The sequence below is a fragment of the Oerskovia flava genome (genome assembly GCF_026163685.1).
GTDB lineage: Bacteria > Actinomycetota > Actinomycetes > Actinomycetales > Cellulomonadaceae > Oerskovia_A > Oerskovia_A flava.
Genome location: NZ_JAOXSR010000001.1, coordinates 940,398 through 956,199 on the forward strand (window position 1 = coordinate 940,398; position 15,802 = coordinate 956,199).

At 72.9% G+C, this 15,802-nt stretch carries 9 protein-coding genes; all 9 read left to right on the plus strand.

Annotated elements, in window-relative coordinates; all coding sequences use genetic code 11:
* Nucleotides 1–41 precede the first annotated feature (41 nt).
* The 9 genes from OHL10_RS04145 (at nt 42) to OHL10_RS04185 (ending at nt 15,800) form a co-directional block, all read left to right on the plus strand.
* Nucleotides 42–1,046 carry an ABC transporter permease gene (locus OHL10_RS04145; protein ID WP_265520876.1) on the plus strand — a complete coding sequence of 335 codons (1,005 nt, stop codon included), beginning with the start codon at nt 42–44 and terminating at the stop codon, nt 1,044–1,046.
* Nucleotides 1,046–2,836 carry an ABC transporter ATP-binding protein gene (locus OHL10_RS04150; protein WP_265520877.1) on the plus strand — a complete coding sequence of 597 codons (1,791 nt, stop codon included), beginning with the start codon at nt 1,046–1,048 and terminating at the stop codon, nt 2,834–2,836. The genes OHL10_RS04145 and OHL10_RS04150 overlap by 1 nt, the downstream gene beginning before the upstream one ends.
* Before the next feature lie 139 nt (nt 2,837–2,975).
* On the plus strand, nt 2,976–6,206 hold the full coding sequence (locus OHL10_RS04155) for an FtsX-like permease family protein (protein ID WP_265520878.1): 3,231 nt from the start codon (nt 2,976–2,978) through the stop codon (nt 6,204–6,206).
* Nucleotides 6,203–8,941, plus strand: coding sequence for an ABC transporter permease (locus OHL10_RS04160; protein ID WP_265520879.1), 2,739 nt, complete (start codon nt 6,203–6,205; stop codon nt 8,939–8,941). The genes OHL10_RS04155 and OHL10_RS04160 overlap by 4 nt, the downstream gene beginning before the upstream one ends.
* A gap of 23 nt (nt 8,942–8,964) precedes the next feature.
* Entirely contained in the window at nt 8,965–9,960 is a 996-nt protein-coding gene (locus tag OHL10_RS04165) for an ABC transporter ATP-binding protein (protein WP_265520880.1), read from the plus strand.
* Entirely contained in the window at nt 9,957–10,697 is a 741-nt protein-coding gene (locus tag OHL10_RS04170) for an ABC transporter ATP-binding protein (RefSeq protein WP_265520881.1), read from the plus strand. The genes OHL10_RS04165 and OHL10_RS04170 overlap by 4 nt, the downstream gene beginning before the upstream one ends.
* A 102-nt stretch (nt 10,698–10,799) precedes the next feature.
* The gene (locus OHL10_RS04175) at nt 10,800–12,611 is read left to right on the plus strand and encodes a BCCT family transporter (RefSeq protein ID WP_425498938.1); all 1,812 of its coding nucleotides are present in this window, start codon (nt 10,800–10,802) and stop codon (nt 12,609–12,611) included.
* A gap of 224 nt (nt 12,612–12,835) precedes the next feature.
* A complete protein-coding gene (gene typA, locus OHL10_RS04180) occupies nt 12,836–14,755 on the plus strand; it encodes a translational GTPase TypA (protein WP_265520882.1) in 1,920 nt (639 codons plus the stop codon).
* A 4-nt stretch (nt 14,756–14,759) separates the two neighbouring features.
* The gene (locus OHL10_RS04185; protein WP_265520883.1) at nt 14,760–15,800 is read left to right on the plus strand and encodes a PIG-L family deacetylase; all 1,041 of its coding nucleotides are present in this window, start codon (nt 14,760–14,762) and stop codon (nt 15,798–15,800) included.
* Nucleotides 15,801–15,802 lie beyond the last annotated feature (2 nt).

The following is a 15,802-nucleotide window of genomic DNA, read 5'->3' on the forward strand; positions in this document are numbered from 1 at the left end:
ACCGCGCACGACCTGCGCGACCAGCCACGTCGGAGGCCGAGATGAGTAAGCAGGACAAGAGGGCCACCGGCGACGGTGAGTCGTTCGAGGTGATCCCGACGATGTACGGCGCCGACATCGAGGGCGGCAAGCCCACCGGCATCGAGGTCGAGTCGCCGATCGACGACGACAAGTCCTACAGCCAGGGCCAGCTCGTCCGCCGCCGGTTCTTCCGGCACAAGGGCGCGATGGCGGCCCTTGTCGTGCTCGTCCTCATCACGATCGTGGCGTTCACCTCCATCGGGATCGGCCCCATCCCGGGCTGGTGGGACAAGGACTTCCGGCTCGCCGGTGACGCCATCAACGGTGGTCGACCCTCGTGGGAGCACCCCTTCGGGCAGGACACCGTCGGCAAGGACTACTTCGCCCTCGTCATGCGAGGCACCCAGCAGTCGATCATCATCGCCCTGGGCGTCGGGCTCATCAGCACCTTCCTCGGCACGCTGATCGGTGCGCTCGCCGGCTACTACCGCGGCTGGATCGAAGCCGTCCTCATGCGGATGACGGACCTGTTCATCGTCATCCCGCTGCTCGTCCTCGCGGCCGTCCTCGGCCGGATCGCGAGCGGGTGGGGCATCTGGGGCCTCGCCCTGATGCTCGGGCTCGTCACCCGGACCGGTCTCGCACGGCTCGTGCGCGGTGAGGTGCTGTCTCTGCGCGAGCGGGAGTTCGTCACCGCGGCGCGTGCCGTGGGGACCGGCTCGGCGCGCATCATCACCAAGCACATCCTGCCCAACGCGATCGGCGTGATCATCGTCTCGGCGACCCTCGCCATCGCGGCGGCGATCCTTCTCGAGACGTCGCTGAGCTTCCTCGGGTTCGGCGTGCAGCCGCCCGACACGTCGCTGGGCCTGCTCATCTCCCAGTACCAGACCGCGTTCACGACGCGGCCCTGGCTCTTCTGGTGGCCGGGTCTGCTCATCCTCGCGATCGCCCTGTCGGTGAACTTCCTCGGTGACGGCTTGCGTGATGCGTTCGACCCCCGGCAGAACAGGAACAAGGACTGATGACGACGCTCGACATCCCCACCGGGCCGGGGTACGGCCCGGAGTCCACGTCGCCCAGCGTGCTGTCCTTCGAGGACCTCCACGTCCGGTTCGGCACCGAGTTCGGCACCGTCCATGCGGTGAAGGGCATCTCCCTCGACGTCGCCCCCGGTGAGGTCGTCGCGCTCGTGGGTGAGTCCGGCTCCGGCAAGTCCGTCACCTCGATGACGGCGCTGGGGCTGCTCCCCAAGAACGCACGGGTGAGCGGTACGGTGCGGGTCGGTGACCTCGAGGTCGGCGGGCTCGACGCCCGCGGACTGCGGCGGATGCGCGGCAACGACGTGGCCATGGTCTTCCAGGAGCCTATGACCGCGCTGAACCCCGTGCTGACGATCGGTGTCCAGCTCACGGAGGCGCTCGAGCTGCACGGGATCGCCTACGGCAAGCAGGCGGACGCCCGTGCGGTCGAGCTCCTCCGGATGGTGGGCATCCCGGAGCCTGAGCGGCGGCTCAAGCAGTACCCGCACGAGCTGTCAGGTGGCCAGCGTCAGCGTGTGGTGATCGCCCTGGCGATCAGCTGCGACCCGAAGGTCATCGTCGCCGACGAGCCGACCACGGCGCTCGACGTGACGGTCCAGGCCGACATCCTCGACCTGCTGCGCTCGCTCAAGGACAAGCTCAACACGGGCATCCTGCTCATCACTCACAACATGGGCGTCGTCGCGGACATGGCGGACCGTGTCGCGGTGATGCTCAAGGGCGACATCGTGGAGACGGGCACCGCGGACCAGGTCCTCAACCACCCGCAGCACGAGTACACGAAGAGGCTCCTGGCGTCGGTGCCGCACCTCGGGGCGGGGCCGGGGCAGTTCGGGTCCTCCACCGAGATCGACCACGTCGCCGACGTGGTGGCCGAGGCGCCGGCCCTCGACCTGCGCAACCTGGTCATCGAGTACCAGCGGCTCGGGAAGACACCGTTCCGCGCGGTGGACGACGTGTCGTTCCACGTGGGCCAGGGCGAGATCGTCGGGCTGGTCGGGGAGTCGGGGTCCGGCAAGTCGACCATCGGTCGGTGTGCGCTCGGTCTCATCCCGGCTGCCAGTGGATCGGTGTCGATCTTCGGTAACGACTTCGGTGCGATGACCAAGCGTCAGCTCAAAGATCTGCGCAAGCGCATCGGTGTGGTGTTCCAGGACCCCGCGGCGTCGCTCAACCCGCGGATGCCCGTGGGTGACTGCATCGCCGAGCCGCTCGTGGTCCACGAGGTCGGCGACTCGGCCTCCCGGCAGCAGCGGGTGTACGAGCTGCTCGACGCGGTCGAGCTGCCGCGCGGGGCGTTCAACCGATACCCGCACGAGCTCTCGGGTGGCCAGCGGCAGCGGGTGAGCATCGCTCGCGCCCTGACGCTCGACCCGGAGCTTCTCGTCGCCGACGAGCCGACCTCGGCGCTCGACGTCTCGGTCCAGGCGAGCGTGCTGGCGATGTTCACCGCGCTGCAGGAGCGGTACAAGTTCGCGTGCCTGTTCGTCAGCCACGACCTCGCGGTGATCGACCTGCTCGCCCACCGTGTCGTCGTGCTGCAGAACGGCGAGGTCGTCGAGCAAGGGCTGCGGTCCGAGGTCCTGCACAACCCGCGCGAGGAGTACACGAGGCGGCTGCTCGCGGCCGCTCCGGTGCCGGAGCCGGGGGAGCAGCGCCGTCGGCGCGAGGCCCGGCACGCGCTGCTCGCCGAGCTGGGCGAGCACTACGCCGAGCTCCAGACGCCGGGAGATCTCCCCGGTACGGCGTCCACGGGCACCGGGCGACGGTGACGAGAGCGGCCGGGGCGCACAGCGCCCCGGCCGCTGCTGTTCACGCCCTGCCGCGCATGGCAGTATTCGTCACGGCTCATCCTCGGCAGGGCGAGGGGTTTCAGGGCCGACAGCACGCCGGGACGCTCGAGGAGGGCTCGTGAGCAGGGGCGGACTGATCGCGAGGCGGGCACGCGCGCAGCTCGGGCTGCTCGTGACGATCTTCCTGCTCGCTGCGGGCATCGCGGGGGCCGTGGGCGGCACCGTCGGCTACGTCCAGAGCGCGTCCGTCGCCGCCGCACGTGACGGGCTCGCCGCCGTGGACCCCACCGGCCGCGCCCTGCAGGTCCAGACGCGGCTCGCCGCCGACCCGCTCGAGCAGGACGCCCGCGTCCGGGCGGCCGTCGCGGCCCACTTCCCCGGGGTGCCCCTCGACGTCGTCCGCACGCTGCGGACCGAACCCCTGGACGCTCGGCTCGACGCCGAGTCCGAGCCGGTCCGGCTCGTGCTCGACGTGGACCCGGCTGCGTCAGGCACGACCGGCCTTGACCTCGACCTCGACGGCGACCCGCCCTCGACGTCGGGGACGGCGCCCACGGGCGTGCTGCACGCCGGCGCCGCCGAGGCACTGGGGGTGCAGCGTGACGACGTCCTGACGATCGAGAGCAGGGACGGCGAGACCGACGTCGTGGTGGGAGGGACCTGGCGAGCGAGCGACGTCGAGGCCGGGTCCTGGTTCGGTGACCGGCTCGCGCTGACCGGCGTGGACGAGGCCCTGTACGGACCGCTCCTCGTCGACGAGGCGACCCTCGACCTTCTCGGCACCGCCCCCTTCGTCCGCTGGACGCTGGTCCCACGGCTTGGTGAGCTCGACCCGGACGCGTTGACGACCGTCGCCGCAGGCGCGCAGGACCTGCGCACGACGCTGCGCGGCGACGACGCGGTCGCGGTCCGTGGACTGACGGTGCAGGGAGAGCTGGGGACGACGGCGGCGGTGACCGGTGCCACGGTGCAGGCGGCAGCCGCGGTCACCCTCGTCCCCCTGGCGCTGCTGGCGCTCGTGAGCCTCGTGGCGATGGTGCAGGTGGCGCGACTGCTCGCCCAGACCCGGGCCACGGAGGTCGCCCTGCTCGTCGCCCGCGGCGCCTCGGTGCGTCAGCTCTCGGTGTCCTCGGCGGCCGAGGCGACCATGGTCGTCGGCGTCGGCGCGCTCGTGGGCACCCTCGTCGCCCTCGGGGTGCTGAGGGTCGTTCTGCCGGCCGGGGCGTCCATGCAGGTCGCTGCGACGTGGACCGGGGGTGCGGTCGTCGCGCTCGTCGCGGTCGCCGCGCTGACGGCGGTCGCGGCGCTGCAGGCCCGGAGGCTCGTGCGCCGCACGGCGACGGACCGGTCCGGCCGCACCCGTCGTGCGGCCGCCGCCGGGACGGTCCTGCTCACCACTGCTGCCGGGGTGCTGTGCCTGTGGCAGCTGCGGCGGTACGGCTCACCTCTCGTGGAGGTCGACGGCGTCCTGCGCGTCGACCCGCTGGCGGTGCTCGCGCCCGCGGTCTGCCTGGCCGCGCTCGCGGTCGTGGTCACGGCGGTCCTCGGACCCGTCACCGCGACGACGGAACGGGTCGCCGGCCGAGGACGGGGGACGGTGCTGCCGCTCGCCGCCCGGCAGGTCTCGCGCAGGCTCGCGGTATACGTCGTCCCGGTCGTGCTCGTCACGCTCGCGGTCGGCAGCACGGTGCTGGCCGCTGCGTACGCGGGGACGAGCGCACAGCTGCGGGCGGGCGCGGGCGAGCTGCGCAACGGCGCCGACGTCCGGATCACCTTCCCGGCGAGCGGCCCGGTGAGCGCGACCCGGTCCGTCCCGGCCGCGGAGCCGTTCGCGGCGCTCGACGGCGCGGCCGCCGCGACCAACGTCCTCAAGCTGCCCGGCGCCGTCGGGGAGGACGCCGTGACGATCACCGCGCTCGCCGCGGCTTCCCTGCCCGCGGTGATGACCAGCCCGGACGGGAGCACGGACCTCGCTGGGACGGCGGACGTTCTCGCCCCGGGTTCCCTCCCCGGCGCTGCAGTCCCCGAGGCCGCCACGTCGCTCACGCTGGACGTGCGCGCGGCGGCAGCCGTCGACTGGGAGCTGTACGCCGACTCCGCGTTCTTCCGGGAAGAGGCGCAACGTGCCCGTGAGCTGCGCACCACGCTGTGGCTGCGCGGCGAGGACGGCACGCTCCACCTGGTGGCGGCCGACATGCTGTCGCTCGACTACGGCGGCACGGGGTCCGGGGACGTCGGCGAGCGTCCGAGCACCCACGAGGTCACCGCCGAGCTGCCCGGCACGGGGCCGTGGACGATCGTGGCCCTCGACGTCGCAGCCGACTTGCCGTGGCTCGCGTCCGACCTCACCTACGAGGTCGAGGGCGTCACTGCGGGGACCCCCGACGGCACCACGGAGGTCGACCTCGCAGGGTCCGGCCCGTGGGAGGTGGCACCCGACCTGTCGAGCACGGCCGCCGCCGAGCTGGACCCTGTGGGCGAGCTCGGGTTCAGCGGCCTCATCGAGGAACCGGGCGCGGTGCTCGGGGTCCGCTTCCTGCCCGACGGGGCGCTGCCGCCGGCGCCGCTGCCCGTCGTGGTCTCGGCAGGGCTCGCCGAACGGCTCGCGGCCGAGGTCGGCGACGACCTGGACGTCACGGTCTCCGGGACCGCGCTGGTCGTGACGGTGGCGGGCGTGGTCGACGCGATCCCGGGCGCGCTCGAGCCGCTCGCGGCGGTCGCCGACCTGCCCTCGACCACCGACCGGCTCCTGCGCAGCCGCCAGACCGTCCCGCAGCCCGAGCAGGTGTGGCTGGCGGCCAGCCCCGGCGCCGACGTGGACGTGCTCGCCCAGGACGCGAGCGCCCTCGCCCGCGAGTCCCTGGGTGTGGAGGCCGAGACCAGCACCGCCGCGCCGACGGCGGGTGCAGACGCCGCCACGCCCGTGCGCAACGCGTTCTGGCTGGCGTCCGCGGGGGCGGTCCTGCTCGCCCTCGCGGGGGTGCTCGCGGTCGTCGTCGCCCTGCTGCGCGACCGGCGCAGCGAGGTGATGGTCCTGCGGGCGCTCGGGGTGCCGCCGCGTCGTCAGGCACGCAGCCGCCAGCTCGAGCTCCTCGGTGTCACCGGTGCGGCGACGGCCCTCGGTGCGCTCGCCGGCTGGGCGACCGCGACCGCGACCGTGCCGCTGCTCGCGCTCGTGACGACGCGCGACGTGGACGCTGTGCTCCCGGCCCCGCTCGTGGTGCAGCCGGCCGGGGTCGCCGCCGGGGTCGCGGTCCTGGCCGCGGGCCTGGTGCTGGTGGCCGGGGTGACCGGTGCCCGGGTGCGTGCCCAGGCGCTCGACAGCGAGTACCGGGAGGAGATCCGATGAGGCTCGGCACCGGGCACCTCGCGCGCCGCCAGCTCGGCGCCCACCGGGCGGTGTCGAGCGCCGTGGCCGCCATCGTGCTCGTCGTCGCCTGTGTGCTCGCTGCCGCACCACGGGCGCTCACCGCGGTCCAGACCGACCAGGTCGCGTACCAGCTGTCGGCGACGACCCCGCTCCAGCGCGACCTCATCGCGGTGCAGCAGGGGGTCCCGGCGACAGGGCCTGCGGGACCGGGTGCGAGGACGGGCCTCCCTGCCGACGTGGACGCGACGTGGGGGGCGTACGTCGACGGGCTCGAGGAGCTGCGACGCGCACAGCCGGAGCCTCTGCGCTCGGCGATGGGGCAGGCGCTGTTCTCGCAGGTGAGCGAGGAGGTCGGCCTCGAGCAGGTCCCCGGCAACGACGTCCGCTTCCCGAGCGCGGTGGTGAAGCTCGACGTCTATCTGCGCGACCACGTGCAGCTCACCGAGGGCGCCTGGCCGGGCCCGGTCACGCCGGTGGACCCCGACGAGATCTCGGGTGCGACGGACCCGACTGTCCAGGTCGTCGACGTCGTCACCTCGGCCGAGGCGGCCGAGGTGCTCGGGTGGGCCGTGGGGGACGAGATCACGCTCGGTCCGGTTCTCGCCGCGCGACTGACCGGGACGTACACGCCGCTCGACCCCGACGACCCGTACTGGCAGCACAACCCGTACTCGGCTGCTCCCGGTGTCGAGGACGACCTCAACATGGGCCGGTCGGCCGTCACCACGATCTACCCGGACCCGGCGACGATCACGAAGATCGGAACGTTCCTCGGCGGTACCACGCGGACCGTGTACCCGCTCTCCGGCGCGGAGGTCACCGGTGACCAGGTGCCGGCGCTCCTCGCCCAGCTCCGTGGCTTCACCGCGACCGGGCACCCGGTGGGCCCCGACGGCGCCGCCACCACCGTCCGCATGGCGACCGAGCTCACGGCGGTCCTCGAGCACCTGCGGTCCCAGCAGGCCACCACGAACGCCGTCGTGGCCGTCGTCGCCGCCGGACCGCTCGGGGTCGCGGTCGCCGTCCTCGCGCTCGGCGCCCGGCTCGTGGTCGCCCGCCGTCGTTCCTCGTTGGCGCTGCTCTCCGCGCGCGGCGCCTCCGGCCTCCAGCTGCGCGCGCTCATGGCGCTCGACGGGCTGGCGCTCGGGGTGCCGGCCGCGGTGGCCGGCACGGCGATCGGTGTGGCGCTGACACCCGGTCCCGTCGCGCTCGGTCCGGTCGTCCCCGCGCTGCTCGCCGGGCTGGCCCCCGCCGCGCTCATGGCGCTCGCCACCTCCGCGCGCGGGCTGCGGGCCGAGCGGAGCGACCTCGGCCGGGTCGGTGGCCGGTACCGGTGGATGGTGGAGGTCGGTGTCTGCGTGCTCGCCGCGCTCTCCGTCGGTCTGCTCCTGCAGCGCGGGGCACCGGCGACGACAGGGGAGACCGCCGGAACCTCCGTCGACCCCCTGCTGGCGGCGGCGCCGCTCCTGCTCGCGCTCGCGGCGTGCGTCGTCGCGCTGCGGGTCTACCCGGTCCCCGTGCGGGCGCTCGAGGCGCTGTTCCGACGACGACGGGGGGTGGTGCCCTTCCTCGGCGCCGCTCGTGCCGTGCGGGATCCCGCCGGTGGCCTCGTGCCCGCGCTCGCGCTCGTGGTGGGCGTCTCGGTCGCGGCGTTCTCGACCGTCATGTTCTCGACGGTCCGGGGTGCGGTCGAGCAGGAGGCGTGGTCCCAGGTGGGAGCAGACCTGCGCGTCACGGGACCGATCCTCGACGACGACGTCGCCGCGCGGATCGCCGCGATCGACGGGGTCGAGGAGGTGGCGCGGGTCGCCGAGGCCGGCGAGCACCTGCTGCGGCAGTCGGTCTCCGGCCAGCGGGTCACGCTGTTCGCGGTCGACGTCGCGGCCTTGGGCCGGGTGCAGGACGGCGCGCCGGGAGCCTGGGAACCTCCGGCCGGCCTCGTGACCGCCGAGGCCGGTGCGCTGCCCGTCGCGCTCGCGTCGTCGCTCGGGATCCCACCGGGCGCCGACGGTGTCCGGCTCATCGGCGACGAGAGCGTCGACGTCGACGTGGTCGGGACGACCGCGTCGGTGCTCGGGGTCCGCACTCCGCGCGAGTTCGTCGTCGCGGACCGTGCGCTGACCGAGGAAGCGCTCGGCGTCGTCCGCCCGCGGACGGCACTCGTCGCGCTCGAGCCGGGTGCCGACCTCGCGGCGGTCAGCGCCGCCGTCGGGGAGATCGTGCCGACCGCGGCGCAGTCCAGCCCGGCCGAGCTCTCCGCCGCGATCCTCGAGTCGCCTGTCTCCACCGGCCTGGACCGGCTGTTCGTGGCCGCGATCGTCCTGGCGGGCCTGCTGTGCGCGGTCGCGGTGGTCATGACGCAGATGATCGGCGCGCCCGCGCGCGCGCAGCTCATGGCGGTGCTGCGTACCCTCGGGTTCACGCGACGCCAGGCGCAGCGGCTCGTCGCCTGGGAGCTCGGGCCCTGGGCGTTGGTCGCGCTCGCCGTGGGCGCGGGTCTCGGGGTGGCGGTCCCCGCCGTCGTGCTGGCGACCGTCGACCTGACGACGTTCACCGGGGGAGCGGCGCAACCGGCGATCGCCGTCGACCCCGTCCTGCTGGCGGCCGTCGCCGGCGGGTTCGCCCTGGTGGTGGTCGCGGCGGTCGCGATCTCCACCGCGCTGAGCAGGCGCACCGACCTTGCCGCGCAGCTCCGGGGCGGCGACGAGAGATGAGGCAGGACGAGGTGAGAGACGACATGGCGACGACCACTCGCGGGATGCCACGCGGAGTCCCGGGAGACGCCGCTCCGGCCGAGGCCGGAGCGGGGGTCGTGACGACGCCCGACATCCTCTGCCAGGACCTCGTGCGCATCTTCTCGACCGACGGGGTCGAGGTCCAGGCGCTCCAGGGACTGAACCTCCGCATCGATCCCGGCGAGCTCGTCGCGGTCGTGGGCGCGTCGGGATCCGGCAAGTCCACGCTCCTGACGATCCTGTCCGGTCTCGACCGGCCGACCGGAGGGTCCGCCGTCGTCGCCGGGACGGACCTGCTGACCATGGGACGCCGGGAACGGCTGCGCTACCAGCGGTACACCGTCGGCTTCGTGTGGCAGCAGACGAGCCGCAACCTGCTGCCCTACCTGACCGCTGCCGAGAACGTCGCGGTGCCCCTCGCGATCACCGGCCGCTCGCGCTCGCACCGCGCGGCCCGGGTGAACGAGCTCCTCGAGCTCCTCGCGGTGGGCCACTGCCGCGACCGCCGACCGGACGAGATGTCCGGCGGTGAGCAGCAGCGCACGGCGCTCGCCGTCGCGGTCGCGGGCTCGCCGCGGGTGCTGCTCGCGGACGAGCCGACCGGTGAGCTGGACGAGGCGACGTCGGTCGAGGTCCTCGAGGCGATGCGGGGCGTGAACGCCGAGCTCGGCGTGACGACCCTCATCGTCACGCACGACCCGACGGTCTCCGAGCACGTGCGCCGCACCGTGCAGATCCGCGACGGGCGGACGTCGACCGAGACGCTGCGCCGCACCGAGGTCGACGAGCACGGTGCGGAGCAGCACGTGGCGGAGGAGTTCGCCGTCGTCGACCGCGTCGGTCGCCTCCAGCTGCCGCCCGACTTCGTGGCGAGCCTCGACCTGCGCGACCGGGTGCGGCTCGCGCTCGAGACGGACCACGTGGGGGTGTGGCCCGACGCGACGGCCGACCGGCGTCGGGCCGAGCAGCGTGACGAGACGAACGGGGACGACCGATGAGGCACGCACGGACCGACGAGATCGGGGCGGGCGTCCCGGGGGGTCGGCGCCGCGAGGGTGGGCTGCGCGCCGACGGCGTGAGCCGCAGCTTCGGGCGCGGGGCGGGCGTGGTGCACGCTCTCGCCGACGTCAGCCTGGTCGCGCACCCGGGTGAGCTCCTGGTGGTCCGGGGGCCGTCCGGCTCCGGCAAGACGACGCTGCTCAACATCCTCGGCGGCCTCGACCGGCCGACGAGCGGGACGGTGCACCTCGGGGACGGTCGTGAGCTCACAGCGATGCGCGAGGACGACGTCCTGGCCGTGCGGCGCGAGCACATCGGCTACATCTTCCAGTCGTTCGGTCTCATCCCCGTGCTGTCCGCCGCGGAGAACGTCGAGATCCCGCTCCGCCTGCAGCTCACCGACCCCGCCGAACGGTCCCGTCGGGTCGCCGCCGCGCTCGAGACGGTCGGCCTCGCGGAGCACGGCGAGCAGCGGCCGTACGAGCTGTCAGGAGGCCAGCAGCAACGCGTCGGTATCGCCCGGGCGCTCGTCGCCGAGCCCGAGATCCTGCTCGCCGACGAACCGACCGGTCAGCTCGACTCCGGAACCGCGGCGGTCGTCATGGACCTCATCCGGACGCTCGTGCACGAGCGCGGTGTGGCGGCGGTCGTGTCCACCCACGACCCGATCCTCATGCAGCGCGCCGACCGCGTCCTCGAGCTGCACGACGGCCGGGCGGTCGCTGCTGCCGTGTAGCGGGCCTGCTGCCCCGAGGGCTCGAGTTGTCCGGGTCCTCGGTCTGCGACAGGGTGGACGGGCAGGGGGCGCAGCAGGGCACCCGCACGACGAAGGAGCATCGTGAGCGAACCTGGAACGCCGTCTGACGCACCGACCGGGCACCCGGCGCACGCGCAGCCGTCCGCCGCGCTCCCTGGTACGCCGGTCGCCGACCGTCGAGGTGCGCACGTCGCGCCCCGGGTGTTCTACCCGGCCGCGGGGCTCATCGCGCTCTTCGTCATCGTCACGATCGTGTTCACCGACACGGTCGAGACCGTGATGAACACGCTGCAGTCCGACGTCGTCGGCGGTTTCGGCTGGTACTACATCCTGCTCGTCGCGTCCTTCGTGGGCTTCGCCATCTGGATGGGTGTGAGCCGCTTCGGCAACATCGTCCTCGGCAAGGACGAGGAGAAGCCGGCGTTCCGGCTCCCCGTCTGGTTCGCGATGCTGTTCGCGACGGGGATGGGGATCGGCCTCGTGTTCTTCGGCGTCGCCGAGCCGCTCAACCACTTCGCGAGCCCGAAGCCGGGCATCGAGGGGAGCGACGCCTATCTGGCCCAGCAGGCGATCGCGCAGAGCTACGTGCACTGGGGTGTGCACGCGTGGGCGATCTACGTGGTCGTCGGCCTCGCTCTCGCGTACGCGATCCACCGCAAGGGGCGACCCGTCTCGATCCGGTGGGCGCTCGAGCCGATCCTCGGGGACCGCGTCAAGGGTGGCCTCGGGGACACGATCGACGTGATCGCGATCATCGGGACGGTCTTCGGGGTAGCGACCTCGCTCGGCCTCGGTGTCCTGCAGATCTCGGCCGGCCTGGAGTACGCGGGTCTCGCCCAGGCGACCACGACCCTGCAGGTGATCCTCATCTGCGCCATCACCGCGGTCGCCACCGTCTCGGTCGTCTCGGGCCTGGCCAAGGGGATCAAGTGGTTGTCGAACACCAACATGGTCCTCGCGGGCTTCCTCCTGCTCGTGGTGCTCGCGCTCGGCCCCACCCTGTTCCTCCTGCGAGACTTCGTGCAGTCGCTCGGCTTCTACCTCACGAACGTTCTGCAGATGACGTTCGACAACTCGGCGTTCCAGGGCGAGGCGGGAGAGGCGTGGCAGGCGGCCTGGACCACGTTCTACTGGGGCTGGTGGATCTCCTGGGCACCGTTCGTCGGGGTCTTCATCGCGCGGATCTCCCGTGGTCGCACGGTGCGGGAGTTCGTCATGGGCACGCTGCTCGTCCCGACGATCGTGACGTTCCTGTGGTTCTCCGTCCTGGGCGGCAGCGCCCTGTACGAGCAGATCTTCGGCTCGGGGGACCTGGTGGAGGCGGACGGCTCGGTCGACACGAACACCGCGCTCTTCAACCTCATCGGCGCGCTACCGGGCGGCACGATCTGGGTCGGTCTGGCGATCATCCTCATCACGCTGTTCTTCGTGACGTCGTCGGACTCCGGCTCCCTCGTCGTCGACATGCTCGCCTCGGGAGGCAACCCCAACCCGCCCGCATGGAGCCGGGTGTTCTGGGCGGTGCTCGAGGGAGCGCTCGCCATCGCGCTGCTCGTCGCCGGTGGGCTGCAGGCCTTGCAGACCGCGGCGATCCTCATCGCCCTGCCGTTCTCCGTCGTGATGATCGGGATGGCCGTCTCGACGGTGCGCTCGTTCCGGGTCGAGCACAACGCCATCCTGCGCGCCGAACGCCGTCGCGCCCGCGCGCTGCTGGCGGACTCCGTCACCGAGCAGGTCACCGAGAGCCTCACGGAGGAGTACGGCGAGATCTGGGACACGAACGGCACCGGCGACACCCGCGCGGCGCGACGGCGCACGGCTGCGCCGGTCCCGCGCTCGCGCCTGCCGAGATGGGTGCGCAACCTCGAGAGGGACGCCCGCGACGACGAGTGACCCGTCCGGGAGGGGTCGGGGGAGCGACGTCGGGACGGCCGCAGCGGGGCCGAGCAGCGACGTGTGACGCACTCCGTGGTACCGCGGGAGCGGTCAACCGGTAAGATAGCCGACGCTCGGCCGACGCTCGGTCGACGGCGCCGGTGTGCAGGCCGCCTCGTGCGGCCGCAAGCCCCCGGGGCGGAACCTCCGTCGCTGCTCCCCACCCGAAATGAGTTCTGACAATGTCTGTGCGCTCCGACCTGCGCAACGTGGCGATCGTCGCCCACGTCGACCACGGCAAGACCACCCTCGTGGACGCCATGCTGCACCAGTCCGGTGCGTTCACCGCGCACGGGGCCGCCGAGGCCGCCGGCGAGCGGGTGATGGACTCGGGCGACCTCGAGCGCGAGAAGGGCATCACGATCCTCGCGAAGAACACCGCGGTGCGCTACGCGGGCCCCGCGGCCGCGGCGGTCGGGGAGCCGGGCGGCATCACGATCAACGTCATCGACACCCCCGGGCACGCCGACTTCGGTGGTGAGGTCGAGCGCGGCCTGTCGATGGTCGACGGTGTCGTCCTCCTCGTCGACGCCTCCGAGGGCCCCCTCCCGCAGACCCGGTTCGTGCTGCGCAAGGCGCTCGCCGCGAAGCTGCCCGTGATCCTCGTCGTGAACAAGGTCGACCGGCCCGACTCACGCATCACCGAGGTCGTCGCCGAGGCGACCGACCTCCTGCTCGGCCTCGCGAGCGACCTCGCGGACGAGGTCCCCGACCTCGACCTCGACGCGATCCTCGACGTCCCCGTCGTCTACGCGGCGGCGCGCGCCGGCCGCGCGTCGCTCGAGCAGCCGGGCGACGGCCAGCTGCCCGCGAGCGAGGACCTCGAGCCGCTCTTCTCGACCATCCTCGAGAAGATCCCCGCCCCGACGTACGAGGAGGGCGCGCCGCTCCAGGCCCACGTCACCAACCTCGATGCGTCGCCGTTCCTCGGTCGCCTCGCGCTCCTGCGGATCTTCAACGGCACCCTCATCAAGGGGCAGACCGTCGCCTGGGCGCGCCAGGACGGCACCCTGCAGAACGTGAAGATCACCGAGCTGCTCGAGACCAAGGCGCTCGACCGCGTCCCCACGGACTCCGCGGCACCGGGTGACATCGTCGCCGTCGCCGGCATCGCCGACATCACCATCGGCGAGACCCTCACGGACCCCGAGAACCCGCGCCCGCTGCCGCTCATCACGGTCGACGACCCCGCGATCTCCATGACCATCGGTATCAACACCTCGCCGCTGGCGGGCAAGGGCGGCAAGGGCCACAAGGTCACCGCCCGTCAGGTCAAGGACCGTCTCGACGCCGAGCTCGTCGGCAACGTCTCGCTGCGGGTCCTGCCGACCCAGCGCCCCGACGCCTGGGAGGTCCAGGGTCGTGGTGAGCTCGCGCTCGCGATCCTCGTCGAGCAGATGCGTCGCGAGGGCTTCGAGCTCACCGTCGGCAAGCCCCAGGTCGTCACGAAGACGATCGACGGCAAGACCCACGAGCCGATGGAGCGCATGACGATCGACGTGCCCGAGGAGTACCTCGGCAGCGTCACCCAGCTCCTCGCGCAGCGCAAGGGCCGTATGGAGACCATGGCGAACCACGGTACCGGCTGGGTCCGCATGGAGTTCATGGTCCCGGCGCGCGGGCTCATCGGCTTCCGCACCCGGTTCCTCACCGACACCCGCGGCACGGGCATCGCGTCCTCGATCTCGGAGGGCTACGAGCCGTGGGCCGGCCCCATCGAGACGCGCGTGAACGGTTCGCTCGTCGCCGACCGTTCGGGCGTCGTGACCCCCTTCGCGATGATCAACCTCCAGGAGCGTGGCTCCTTCTTCGTCGACCCCACGCAGGAGGTCTACGAGGGCATGATCGTCGGCGAGAACTCGCGCGCCGAGGACATGGACGTCAACATCACCAAGGAGAAGAAGCTCACGAACATGCGCGCTGCTTCCAGCGACACGTTCGAGAACCTCACCCCGCCGAAGAAGCTCACGCTCGAGGAGTCGCTCGAGTTCGCCCGTGAGGACGAGTGCGTCGAGGTGACGCCGGAGGTCGTGCGCATCCGCAAGGTCCTCCTCGACCACACGGAGCGCGCACGCGCGACCGCTCGGGCCAAGCGCGCCTGACCCGGTGAACGACCCGGCGCGCGGGGGGCTGCTGGCCGTCCACGCTCACCCCGACGACGAGACCCTTGCCACGGGTGCCCTGCTCGCGACGTGGGCCGCGACCGGCGAGCCGGTCACGGTCGTCACGTGCACGCGGGGCGAGGAAGGCGAGGTCATCGCCCGTCCTGGTAGCCCGACGGCGGGGCTCGCCACGCTCGAGGGCGACGGCCCGGCGCTGGCGGCCCACCGCGAGACCGAGCTCGCCGGCGCGCTCGCGCACCTGGGCGTGCGCGACCACGTGTTCCTGGACACCGTGCCAGACCCTGCACAGGATTCAGTGCAGGACTCCGCGCGGTACACGGACTCGGGGATGGCGTGGGCGGCGCCGGGCATCGCTCGTTCGGTGGCCGCCGCGAGTCTGCCACCGGGCGCGTTCGTCGCCGTGCCCCTCGACGAGGCGGCGGCGCGCCTCGCGGCGGTCGTCCGGTCCCGGCGCCCCCGGGTCGTGGTGACCTACGAGCCGGGCGGGGGATACGGCCACCCCGACCACGTACGGACCAGCGAGGTGACCTCTCGGGCGCTGCAGCTCCTCGCGGAGGCGGGGGACGACCTGCCCGAGCTGTGGCACGCCGTGCTGCCCGACGACGTCGCGCGGGTCGTGCGCCGTCGTCTGGCCGCCTCGACCGAGGTCCGTGAGCTGCTCAGGTCGGTCCCGTACCTCACGCTCCCCGACCTCGACGGCGTCCTGCCGCCCCTCGTCGTCCCGGCCGAGCAGCTCGGGGACGTCGTTCGTGTCGACGTGGGGCCGGTCGCCGGTGCCGTCGTCGCCGCGATGCGCGCCCACGCCACCCAGGTGCAGCACGCCACCTGCTCGACGCCGGACCTCGAGGGCCCCGGGTCGCAGGACGGACCGCTCGACGGGCGGGAGGACGAGGGCATGATCATCGGCTGGTACGCCTTGAGCAACGACGTGCTCGCGCCGATCGGTGCACACGAGTACTACGTGGTGCGCACACCGCGTCCGCCGCGCACGCAGGAAACCTCCAGTGACCCGCAGTACCGTTGACC

Bases quoted from the DNA above. Each gene is read 5' to 3' on its own strand.
- OHL10_RS04145 (WP_265520876.1), top strand. From the start codon at position 42: ATGAGTAAGCAGGACAAGAGGGCCACCGGCGACGGTGAGTCGTTCGAG.
- OHL10_RS04150 (WP_265520877.1), top strand. From the start codon at position 1,046: ATGACGACGCTCGACATCCCCACCGGGCCGGGGTACGGCCCGGAGTCC.
- OHL10_RS04160 (WP_265520879.1), top strand. From the start codon at position 6,203: ATGAGGCTCGGCACCGGGCACCTCGCGCGCCGCCAGCTCGGCGCCCAC.
- OHL10_RS04165 (WP_265520880.1), top strand. From the start codon at position 8,965: ATGGCGACGACCACTCGCGGGATGCCACGCGGAGTCCCGGGAGACGCC.
- OHL10_RS04170 (WP_265520881.1), top strand. From the start codon at position 9,957: ATGAGGCACGCACGGACCGACGAGATCGGGGCGGGCGTCCCGGGGGGT.
- typA (WP_265520882.1), top strand. From the start codon at position 12,836: ATGTCTGTGCGCTCCGACCTGCGCAACGTGGCGATCGTCGCCCACGTC.